The following is an 11,109-nucleotide window of genomic DNA, read 5'->3' as shown; positions in this document are numbered from 1 at the left end:
ACAACTACAATACAAAAATAGACAGAACCGGAACAAAAAATATAAAAAAACAAAAAACCAGTGGCTCACGGTAGATAGCAACACCACGCCCCCCGGCCCCCCGGCCCCCCGGCCCCCGGCGGCGTCCCCGGGGGGGGGCCCCCGCCGACAAGGAGTTCGCCGAGGGCTGCCGGCAGCAGGCGGGCCCGGCACTCGGCCACCTCGGCACGGTCGAGGCCGCCCGCGACATGGACGTGCTGCGCGCCCTGCTCGGCGACGAGAGGCTGAACCTCGTCGGCAAGTCCTACGGCACCTTCCTCGGCGCCACCTACGCCGGGCTCTTCCCCAGCCGGGCCGGGCGGCTGGTGCTGGACGGCGCGATGGACCCGGCGCTGGACTCCGTCACCGGCAACCGCACCCAGGCCGGCGGCTTCGAGACCGCCTGGGCCGCCTTCGCCAAGGACTGCGCCAAGCGCGAGGACTGCCCGCTCGGCCGCACCGAGCAGCAGGTCGGCGAGCAGCTCACGGCCCTGCTCGCGGGCGCCCGCACCGACCCGCTGCCCACCACCACCGGCGGCGGCCGTCGGCTCACCGGGTCCCAGGCGACCACCGGCGTCATCGAGGCCATGTACGCCGACTTCCTCTGGCCCAAGCTGCGCACCGCGCTCGCCGACGCCAAGGCCGGCGACGGCACCGCTCTGCTGACGCTCTCCGACGAGTACTACGGGCGCGAGGCGGACGGCTCGTACCCCAACCTGATGTTCGCCAACACCGCGGTGAACTGCCTCGACCTGCCCGCCCCGTTCCGCGGGCCGGAGGACGCCCGGCGGGCGGTGCCGGAGTTCGAGCGGGTCTCGCCGCACTTCGGGCGCGACATGGCCTGGATGGCCCTGGCCTGCACCTACTGGCCGGTCCCGGCCACCGGGGCGGCGCACACCATCCGGGCGGCCGGGGCCGCCCCGATCGTCGTCATCGGCACCATCCGCGACCCGGCCACCCCGTACGCCTGGGCCCGGTCACTGGCCGACCAGCTGGAGTCCGGCCGGCTGCTCACCTTCGACGGCGACGGCCACACCGCGTACGGCCGGCACATCACCTGCGTGGACGACGCGGTGAACCGCTTCCTGCTGACCGGGGAGGCTCCCGAGCGGGGCAAGCGCTGCGACCGGTGACCGGTAGGGCCTCCGGGGCCCGGCGTCTCGGAAGGTCGTTTTTCACTTCAATCGCTCACCGGTGCGACGTTACGATGAGCGCTTCCTACCACCCTCCCCCCGCACCGGAGTTCATCGTGCTCGGAGTCAACGACCTGGCGACGTACGTCCTGGGCGCCCTCGTCATCGTCCTGCTACCCGGCCCCAACTCCCTGTACGTGCTGTCCGCCGCGGCCCGCAAGGGCGTCCGGACCGGCTACCGGGCAGCGGCCGGCGTCTTCGTCGGCGACCTCACCCTGATCAGCCTCACCTCGCTGGGGGCGGCTTCCCTGCTCAAGGCCAACCCGGCGGTCTTCGCCGTGGTCAAGCTCGGCGGCGCCGCCTACCTGCTCTGGATCGGCTACGGCATGCTCCGCGCCGCCCGCGAGCTCTGGCGCGAACGCCGGGCCGCGGCCGACCCCACCGCCGAGCCCGCCCCCGAGTCCACCGAGAACCCCTTCCGCCGCGCGCTGGTGATCAGCCTCCTCAACCCGAAGGCGATCCTCTTCCTGCTCTCCTTCTTCACCCAGTTCGTCGACCCCTCCTACGGACAGCCCGTCCTCTCCTTCGTCCTCCTCGGCGGGATCCTCCAGACCTTCAGCGTCCTCTACCTCTCCCTCCTGATCTTCGCGGGCACCACCCTCGCCACCGCCTTCCGCCGCCGCAAGCGCCTCTCCGCCACCCTCACCAGCGGCGTCGCCGTCCTCTTCGCCGGCTTCGCCGCCAAGCTCGCCGTCTCCTCCGCCTGACCCCACGCCCGGATACCCGGGTACGGATCATCTGCGAACCTGTGTAGACTGACCCGCGTTGCCAGCACACGGCAGCGGTGCCGCCTTAGCTCAGTTGGCCAGAGCAACGCACTCGTAATGCGTAGGTCGCGGGTTCGAATCCCGCAGGCGGCTCAGGTGATGAAAGGCCCGGTCAGGGAACTGACCGGGCCTTTTGGCGTTCGTGGGCGCCGGGGTGTCAGGGGTGCCAGGGGTGGGGGGCTCGTTCGGGGCCGCCGACGGTCACTGCCGGGCGTTCGCGAGGTCGAGCGGGCGCACTCGCAGGGCCAGCCGGGCCGGGATCAGGCTGGCGACCAGGGCGAGGGCCAGGCAGATGGCGGTGGCCCCGGCCAGGGTGCTCCAGGGCAGGTCGAGGGCCGCGGACCGGCCGGTGTCGAGGACGCGGTTCTCGATCAGCAGGACGGTCGCGTACTGGGTCAGCAGGGTGACGATCAGTCCGAGCGCCGCCGCGGTGGCGACCACCACCAGGGTCTCGGCCGCGACCACCCGCATGACCTGGCGGCGGGTGCCGCCGGTCAGCCGCAGGGTGGCGAAGTCCCGCAGCCGGTCCCCGGTGGACATCATCATCGTGTTGACGATCGCGATCAGCGCGTACAGCAGCGCGGGGCCCAGGATCGCCAGCATCGCGATCCAGCCGTTCTCGGTGGTCCGGTCGTTGCGCGCCCCGATCCAGTCCGCGCCCGCGGTGGCCCGGGCCGTGGTGCCGTCCAGTGCGGCCGTGACCTGCTCGGGGCCCGCGGCGGTGCCCAGGTAGGCGACCGAGACGGTGGGCCCGCCGGGGACGGCCTCCCGGGGGACGACGATCTCGGGCAGCTGCGGCAGCAGGTGGCCGACCCGGGCGACCAGTCGCAGCTGTTCCTGGGTGCCGTCCGCCAGCCGGGCGTTCAGGGTGTCGCCGACGTGCCAGCCGAAGACCTTCGCCATGTCGCTGGAGACCGCGACCGTCCTGCCGTGGAGGTCCTCCAGCGAGCCGTCGTCGGCGGAGAGGTTCCAGGCCGTCCGCAGGTCGCCGTCGACGGCCAGGCCGTCCTCCGGGATCGGCAGGTCGCCCGGGCGGCCCGGGGCGGGCTGCTGGTCCGGGAGCGCCAGGCCGTCGAACCGGACGGTCGCCGCGGTGGTCAGCTCGGCGCCCGGCAGGGCCGCCAGCTTCCGCAGCGCGTCGGCGGGCACCACGGCGGCGCCGGCGGCCGGCTCGACCACGTACCCGGCTCTGAGGGCGGCGCGGCCCTGGGCGGCCATCGCGTCGCTGAAGGCGACCGTGCCGCCGACCACCGAGCCGGCCAGGCCGATCACCAGGAAGACCGGGGTCGCGGTGGAGACGGTGCGGCGGATCGCCGCGAGGGCGTTCTGCCGGGCGACCAGGCCGGCCGCGCCGGGCAGCAGCGGGACGGGCCCGGTGAACAGCCGGACCAGCGGCGGCACCAGGACCGGCGCCACCAGCACGACGGCGAGCACCGCCATCACGTCGAAGAGCAGGGCCCACTGCGGGGTGGTCTCCGGATCGCGGGACTGGGGGTCGGCCATCATCGACGCGGGCATCGAGATGAAGGTCCGGAGCGTGTAGGCGAAGACGCCGAGGAAGGCGATCGACGCCACCCAGCGGACGACCGGCATCACCTTCCTGTCGACGGCGACCTCGTCGAGCGCCTCCACCGGGCGCACCCGGCCGGCCCGGCGGGAGGCCGTGTAGGCGCCGAGCAGGGCGACCGCCAGGCCGCCCGAGGCGGCGAGCAGCAGCGGCAGGACGGCCGGCTGGGCGCGGAAGCCGCTCGGCGCGGCGCCCCGGTCGACCAGCCAGGAGGCGAGCGCCGGGGCGACGGCCAGGCCTGTCGCGCAGCCCGAGAGCGCGGCGGCGAGCGCCACCACCAGGGCCTCGCCGAGGATCAGCGAGCGCACCTGGCGGGGCGTCGCGCCGACGGCGCGCAGCATCGCCGTCTCCTGGCGGCGCTGGGCGACGGCGAAGGCGAAGGTCGAGGAGACCACGAACACCGAGACGAACCCGGCCATCGCGGCCATGAAGCCCACCAGCTTGTGCAGGGAGGGTGCGCCGGGCAGCGAGTCCTCGCCCATCGTGGTGTTGAGCAGCACCCCGGCGGCGGACATCACCGCGACGCCGAGGGCGAGCGCGACGAAGGAGCCGACGAAGGCCGGCCACCGGCGCCGCAGCGACAGGGCGGCGATCGGGAGCAGCAGCCGGAAGCCGTTCATCGGGGGCCTCCGCCGGTGCGGACGCCCTCCAGGGCGGTCATCCGGGCGGCGACGGTCTGCGGGTCGGGGCCGGCCAGCCGGTCCACCACCTGGCCGTCGGCGAGGAAGAGCACGGTGTCGGCGTAGGAGGCGGCGACCGGGTCGTGGGTGACCATGACGGTGCTCTGGCCCTGCTGGTCGACCAGCGAGCGGAGCAGGGTGAGCACCTCGCGGCTGCTGGAGCTGTCGAGGGCGCCGGTGGGCTCGTCCGCGAAGAGCACCTTGGGCGCGGAGATCAGCGCCCGGGCGATCGCCACCCGCTGCTGCTGGCCGCCGGACATCTGCGAGGGCAGGTGGCCGGTCCGCTCGCCCAGGCCCACCTGGGCGAGGGCGGCCCGGACCTGGGCGGGGTCGGGCCGGCGGCCGGCCAGCCGCAGTGGCAGGCCGACGTTCTGCTCGGCGGTCAGCGAGCCCAGCAGGTTGAAGGCCTGGAAGACGAAGCCCAGGCGCTCCCGGCGCAGCCGGGTCAGGGCGGTCTCGTCGAGGCCGGCGAGGTCGACGCCGTCGACGACGACCTTGCCGGAGTCCGGGCGGTCCAGCCCGGCGGCGCACTGGAGCAGGGTGCTCTTGCCCGATCCGGAGGGGCCCATGACGGCGGTGAAGCTGCCGGGGGCGAAGCCGACCGTGACCCCGGCCAGTGCGGTGACGGCGCTCTGGCCGGTTCCGTAGGAGCGGGTGACCTGTTCCAGGCGGACTACGTCATTGTCATTCATGATGATCATTTCCTACCAGGTGGCGGTTTCGGAAGACATGACTTTCCGTCACGGGTCGGGACGGCCCCGGTGGGGCGGTCCCGGCGTCCTGGCCGGCCACCCGGGCGAGGTGGTCGCGCGGCGGGGTCGGCTCGGGCGGGGCGTCGGTCGAGCCGCCGTGCCGGTGGGTCGGTGGGCGGTGGGTCGGTGAGCCGGTGGGCGGTGAACGGCTCGTTGAGCAGGACCGGTACCGGCAGGCCGCCCCACGGGCCCGGTGGGCGCCGATGGCGGAGCCGATGGCGATGGTGATGCCGATGCCGACGGGTGGTGCGCGAACTGGTTTACGGGTCAAGGAGTTTGGGGAGCGGAACGATCAGGTCCGGGGGGTGGGTCGTGCGCGGCTGCACCTTCGAAAGCAAGATTTTTGGACCATTGACCATGTCCACAACACCACATAGCCTGACGAGGCAGCACCGATATTCAGGCACCGGGCCTCCCGTAGCGGACACTTCCGCGGCGGCCAGGGGTGCCGTCGAACGGCGGACGGGTGTCCGCGAGCGTTTGGGTGTGGTTCTTGCCGTGGGGGATATGGGCATGACTGGCTTGACCGTTGGTATGCAAACTTCAGGAAATGACATCGACACCGGGTCCCTCTCGGACCTGGTCGAGCGGCATGCGGTGCGCAGTCCGGATGCACCGGCGGTTGACTATCCGGACACCGGAATATCTTTGAGCTATGGCGAGTTGAGCCGCCGGGCGAACCAGCTGGCGGCGCACCTGGCGGCCCGCGGCGTGGGGCCCGGCGACCACGTGGTCACCTGCCTGCCGGCCGGTCCCGAGCTGGTGGTGGCGCTGCTCGCCGTCGTCCGGGCCGGGGCCGCGTACGTGCCGGTGGACCCGTCGCACCCGGTGGAGCGCCGGCGGCTGATCCTCGCGGACTGCGCCGCGCGCGCCGTGGTGACCCGGAGCGACTTCGCGGCGGACTGCGAGGGCCTGGGCGCGGACGTGGTCGCGGTGGACGCCCTCGCCGCGGAGATCGCCGCCCTGCCGGCCGTCCTGTCGGCCGTGACGCCGGACGGCGAGGACCCCGCCTACGTCTGCTACACCTCAGGAACCACCGGAACTCCCAAGGGAGTTGTGGTCCCGCACCGCGCCGTCCTGGACCTGCTGCGGTCCACCGACTACGTGCGGCTCACCGGGCGGGACGTCATGGCGCAGGCCGCCAACCCCGCCTTCGACGCGGTCACCTTCGAGATCTGGGGCGCCCTCACCGCCGGCGCCCGACTGGTCGGTCTGCCGAAGGACGCCGTGGTGGACCCGGCCTCCTTCGAGCGGGCCGTCAAGGAGCACGGACTGACCGTGCTGTTCCTGACCACCGCGCTGTTCAACCAGATCGCCCGGGAGCGGCCCTGGGCCTTCGGGCCGCTGCGGGTGCTGCTCTTCGGCGGCGAGGCGTGCAACCCGCGGCGGGTGCGCCAGGTGCTGGCGGCCGAGCCGCCGGAGCACCTGCTGCACGTGTACGGACCCACCGAGACCACGACCTTCGCCACCTGGTACGAGATCACCGAGGTGGCCGAGGACGCCAGGACGATCCCGATCGGCAGGCCGATCGGCGCCACCGTCGCCCTGGTCCTCGGCGACGACCTCCGGCCGGTGGCCCCCGGCGCCTCCGGCGAGCTGTACCTGGGCGGGCCCTGCCTCGCGCTCGGCTACCTCAACCGCCCCGAACTCACCGCCGAGCGCTTCGTCGACGACCCGGCCGAGCCCGGTTCGGGCCGGTTCTACCGCACCGGTGACCACGTCCTGCTGCGCGAGGACGGCGCGGTCGAGTTCCTCGACCGGGTCGACAACCAGATCAAGCTGCGCGGCTTCCGGATCGAGCTGGGCGAGATCGAGGCGGTGCTCACCGCGCACCCGTCCGTCTCCGAAGCCGTGGTCTCGGTGTACCAGCAGGCCGAGGACGACCGGCGGCTGGTCGCCCACGTGGTGCCCGCGGCCGCCGCCGCCGCGGAGTCGGCCAGCCAGGTCACCGAGTGGCGGGAGATCTACGAAACCCTCTACGAGGACGCCGAGTCCACCGACCTCGGCGAGAACTTCGTGGGCTGGAACAGCAGCTACGACGACCTGCCGATCCCCCTCGACCAGATGCGGGAGTGGCGCGCGGCGACGGTGGACCGCATCCGCGAGCTCGGGCCGCGCCGGGTGCTGGAGATCGGCGTGGGCAGCGGTCTGCTGATGTCCCAGCTCGCCCCGGACTGCGAGGAGTACTGGGGCACCGACTTCTCCCCGGCGGTGATCGAGGCGCTGCGTGCCCAGACCGAGGCGGACCCGCGCCTGCGCGGCCGGGTCCACCTGCGCTGCCGGGCCGCGGACGTGGTGGACGAGCTGCCCGTCGGGCACTTCGACACGGTCGTGATCAACTCGGTCATCCAGTACTTCCCCAACGTCGAGTACCTGCGGACCGTGATCGAGCGGGTGCTGCCACTGCTCGCCCCGGGCGGTTCGTTCTTCCTCGGCGACCTGCGCAACCTGGACCTGCTGCGCTGCATGCAGACCGGCGTGGAACTGGCCCGGGCCGGCGCCGACGGGCAGGAGCGGGACGTCGAGAGCACCCGCCGCTCGATCGGCCAGCGGATCGAGCTGGAGACCGAACTGCTGCTCTCCCCGGCGCTGTTCACCACGCTGGCCCGCGAGCTGCCGGCGATCCGCGCGGTGGACGTCCGGATCAAGCGCGGCACCCACCACAACGAGCTCAGCCGCTACCGCTACGAGGCCGTGCTGAGCACCGGCGAGCCGGTCGCCGACCTGCGGGAGCTGCCGCGGCTCGGCTGGGGCACCGACCTGGCCTCCGCCGCCGAGCTGGCGGAGCACCTGGGGGCCGAGGCGCCCGCCGCGCTGCGGATCGCCGGGGTGCCCAACGCCCGGATCCACCGGGAGTGGACCGTGATGCGCGGGATCGACTCCGGCGTCGGCCTCGCCGAGGCCGCCCGGCAGGCCGGGCGGACGGACGCCGCCCCCGACCCGGAGGAGCTCTGCGCCCTCGGCGAGCGCGCCGGGTACCGGGCGTTCGCGACCTGGTCGGCCGACGCCGACCAGGCCGTCGACATCGTCCTGCTCGCTCCCGGCACCGAGGCCGGCCCGCTGACGGCCGGCTACGCCCTGGACGACGCCGCGGCCCCCGAGGCCGCCGACTGCGCCAACACCCCCACCGCCTTCGACAGCACCGTCGACCTGGCGGTGACCCTGCGCGCCTACCTCCAGCGGCAGCTGCCGGACTACATGGTCCCGGCCGCGCTGATGACGGTCGACGCCCTGCCGCTCACCCCGAACGGGAAGGTCGACCGGCGCGCCCTGCCGGCCCCGAGCCTCGCCGCCGCCATGCCCGGCTCGCTGCCGGGGACGCCGGTCGAGGAGATCGTCCGCGACCTGTTCGCCGAGGTCCTCGGACTGCCGAAGCGCGAGGTGTACGCGGACTCCGACTTCTTCGCGCTCGGCGGGCACTCCCTGATCGCCGCGCGCCTGGTCGCCCGGCTGCGTGCCACCCTCAAGGTCGATCCCGGCACCCGGGCGCTGTACGAGGCGCCCACGGTGCGGGGGCTCGCCGCGCTGGCCGGCGACCAGGACCGGTCCGACGGGCCGGCCGGGGCCGAGGGCGGCACCGGCAACCTGGTGCTGCCGGTGCGCTTCGACGGGGCGCTGGACGTCAAGGCCCTGGAGTCCGCGCTGAAGGACCTGGCCCGCCGGCACCACGCGCTGTCCGCCCTGACGGTCGACGCGCTGACCGCCGAACCGCCGGGGAAGGCCGGTGCGGCCGACCTGTCGGAGGAGGCCGGGCGTCACTCGCTTGGCAGCGAACTCCCTTGCGCTGTCAGGCTGTTCGCGTTCGCGCCGGACGACCACCTGCTGGTGCTGGCGTTCCGCCCCGAACTGGTCGACGCCCTCTCGTACCTGCCGCTCGCCGCGGACCTGGTCCGGGCGTACGAGGCCCGCGCGGTGGACGAGGCGCCGCGCTGGCCGGCCGCCGCCGCCCCCGGGGCCGTCACCGCGCGGCCCGAGCCGGCGGCGGACACCCCTGAGCCGACCCCGCTGCCGAAGGCCGCGGCCGACGCCGCCCGGGCCGACGTCACCTCCGCCGACCACCTCCGGATCGGCCGGGCTGAGGCCACCGTCGACGCCGAACTGCACCGCCGACTGGCGCAGTTCGCCGCCGACCAGGGCGCCACCGTCCTGATGGCGGCGCACGCGGGCCTGGCCGCCCTGCTCACCCGGCTCGACGCGGGCACCGACCTGGTGCTCGCCACCCCGGTCCCGGCGCGCGGCGGCGAGGCCCTGCGGCACGCCGTCGGCCCGTACACCCGCACCGTGCCGCTGCGGACGGACACCTCGGGCGACCCCTCCTTCGCCGCGCTGCTCCAGCGGGTCCGCGCCACCCAGCTGGCGGCGTTCCGCGAGGAGCCCGTCCCGGCCAGGCCCGGCGGGATCGTGCTCGCCGTCGCCCCGCAGGCCGGGGCGGCCTTCGAGACCGCGGGCCTGGTGGTCCGGGCCGAGCAGCCCCGCCGGCCGCACCCGGACGCGGACCTGGCGCTGGTGCTGACCGAGCGGCAGAGCGCCACCGGCGAGCCGCTGGGCATCGACGTCGAGGCCTCCTACCGCGTGGACGCGATCGCGGCGCAGGCCGTCCCGGCGCTGCTCGACAGCCTGGTGACGCTGCTCGGATCGGCCCTCGACCGGCCCGAGCAGGGCATCGGAGCGCTGCGGCTGCACTCCGACCGGGCCCTGGCGGACTCCCGGCAGGCCTGGGCCGGGGAACGCCGGGCCGTCCCGGCCGCCACGGTGCCCGAGCTGTTCGCGGCGCGGGTCGGGCAGCACCCGGACGCCGTCGCCCTCGACGACGGCCCGCAGCCGCTGACCTACGCGGAGCTGGACCGCCGCTCCGACCTGCTCGCCCGCACGCTCGCCGGGCACCGGGCGGGGCCGGGCACGGTCGTGGCCACCGCGATCGCCTCCCCGGCCGCCTTCGCGACGGCCCTGCTGGCCGTCGCCAAGGCGGGCGCCGTCTGCCTGCCCGTCGACCCGGCGGCGCTCCCGACGGCCCTGGTGGCGCGGGCCGGCGTGCTGCTGCTCGACGCCGAGGCCGACCGGACCGTGCCGGAACAGGCCGCCCCGGCCACCCGGCTGGTGCTCGGCGGCACGCCCGACCCCGGCACGCCCGACCCCGGCACGCCCGACCCCGGGCCGGGCGACGACGGCCCCGCCGTCGCGCCGACCCCGCGGCACCCGGTGCTGCTGGCCGCCACCGCCACCCCGGAGGCCGGCGGGGTGCTGATCGGCGCCGAGGGCATCGCCACCGCCGCCGCCTGGCGCGCGGCCGAGCAGCCGGGGGAGCGCACCGCCTGGCTGCACCCGGGCTACCCCGGCACCGCCGCCGCGCTCGACCTGCTGGAGTCGCTCGCCGCCGGCGCCACGGTGCTGGTGCCGGAGCCCAAGCGGTACGAGGACCTGCCCGGCCTGGCCGACTGGTTGCGCGGCAGCGGCGCCGACCACGCGCTGACCACCGACCCGCTGGCGGCCGCCCTGGCCGCCGACGCACCCGCCTTCCTGACGGTGTCCACCGACCGGGACGACGCGAGCCCCGAGGTCCACGCCCTCGCCGGCGCCCACGGCCGCACGCTGACCGTCCGGGCCGGCCGGCCCGAGGCCCGGACCACCGTCGTCCACCGACCCGGCGCCGACCCGCGCCCGGCCTGGAACCACCGGGCCCACGTGCTCGACGCCCAGCTGCGCCCGGTGGCCCCGGGCGGGACCGGCGCGCTGTACCTGGCGGGCGCGGGCCTCGCGCTCGGGTACGCCGACCGGCCCGACGCCACCGGCGACCGCTTCGTCCCCGACCCCTTCGAGACCTCCGGCGAGCGCATGTGGCGCACCGGCCGAGCCGCCCGGAGCGGCCCGGACGGCCGGCTGGAGGTCCTCGACGGGCCGTGGTCCGACGACCCCTTCGAGGACGAGTACGGCACCTTCGTCGTGCTCGCCGACGACCACGGCCGACCTGCCCTGTGGCCCAAGCCCGTACCGGCGCCGACCGGTTGGCGGGTGGTCCACCCCGAGGACCTGCGCGACCTCTGCCTCGACTTCCTCAACGAGCACGAGGCGGCCGACCTCCGGACCGGCGGCTGATCCCCCGCCTCCCCGGTCCCTCCTCCCTCACAGACTCAA

The 11,109-nt window shown here is 74.8% G+C and carries 4 protein-coding genes, 1 tRNA gene and 1 pseudogene; 4 read left to right on the top strand and 2 right to left on the bottom strand.

Annotation, left to right across the window (positions count from 1 at the left end; translation table 11 throughout):
• Window positions 1–140: 140 nt before the first annotated feature.
• The 3 genes and pseudogenes from ACFRAR_RS13920 to ACFRAR_RS13910 form a co-directional block, all read left to right on the top strand.
• Window positions 141–1,151: pseudogene (locus ACFRAR_RS13920) on the top strand (alpha/beta hydrolase); the annotation flags it as partial.
• Window positions 1,152–1,267: 116 nt separating this feature from the next.
• Window positions 1,268–1,918: a leucine efflux protein LeuE gene (leuE, locus tag ACFRAR_RS13915; RefSeq protein ID WP_380698180.1), complete on the top strand. Its 651-nt coding sequence runs from the start codon at window positions 1,268–1,270 to the stop codon at window positions 1,916–1,918.
• 79 nt (window positions 1,919–1,997) lie between these two features.
• Window positions 1,998–2,071, top strand: a tRNA-Thr gene (locus tag ACFRAR_RS13910).
• Between the two features lie 108 nt (window positions 2,072–2,179).
• On the opposite strand, the gene ACFRAR_RS13905 is transcribed toward ACFRAR_RS13910, so the two are convergent.
• Both ACFRAR_RS13905 and ACFRAR_RS13900 read right to left on the bottom strand, forming a co-directional pair.
• Entirely contained in the window at window positions 2,180–4,165 is a 1,986-nt protein-coding gene (locus ACFRAR_RS13905; RefSeq protein ID WP_380698116.1) for an ABC transporter permease, read from the bottom strand.
• Window positions 4,162–4,917, bottom strand: a complete 756-nt coding sequence (locus ACFRAR_RS13900) for an ABC transporter ATP-binding protein (protein WP_380698114.1) — start codon at window positions 4,915–4,917, stop codon at window positions 4,162–4,164. The genes ACFRAR_RS13905 and ACFRAR_RS13900 overlap by 4 nt, the downstream gene beginning before the upstream one ends.
• A 417-nt stretch (window positions 4,918–5,334) precedes the next feature.
• Here ACFRAR_RS13900 and ACFRAR_RS13895 point away from each other — a divergent pair, with 417 nt between their 5' ends.
• On the top strand, window positions 5,335–11,070 hold the full coding sequence (locus ACFRAR_RS13895; protein WP_380698178.1) for an amino acid adenylation domain-containing protein: 5,736 nt from the start codon (window positions 5,335–5,337) through the stop codon (window positions 11,068–11,070).
• The last annotated feature ends 39 nt before the right edge of the window (window positions 11,071–11,109 follow it).

Source organism: Kitasatospora sp. NPDC056651 (genome assembly GCF_042792155.1).
In the GTDB taxonomy this organism is placed as follows: Bacteria; Actinomycetota; Actinomycetes; order Streptomycetales; family Streptomycetaceae; genus Kitasatospora.
The sequence above is the reverse complement of the archived record's forward strand: the minus strand, read 5'-3'. Positions and strand labels throughout refer to the sequence as shown.

Excerpts from the sequence above, each read along its gene's own strand:
- ACFRAR_RS13905 (WP_380698116.1), bottom strand. The coding sequence starts at position 4,165 with ATGAACGGCTTCCGGCTGCTGCTCCCGATCGCCGCCCTGTCGCTGCGG.
- ACFRAR_RS13900 (WP_380698114.1), bottom strand. The coding sequence starts at position 4,917 with ATGAATGACAATGACGTAGTCCGCCTGGAACAGGTCACCCGCTCCTAC.
- ACFRAR_RS13895 (WP_380698178.1), top strand. The coding sequence starts at position 5,335 with ATGTCCACAACACCACATAGCCTGACGAGGCAGCACCGATATTCAGGC.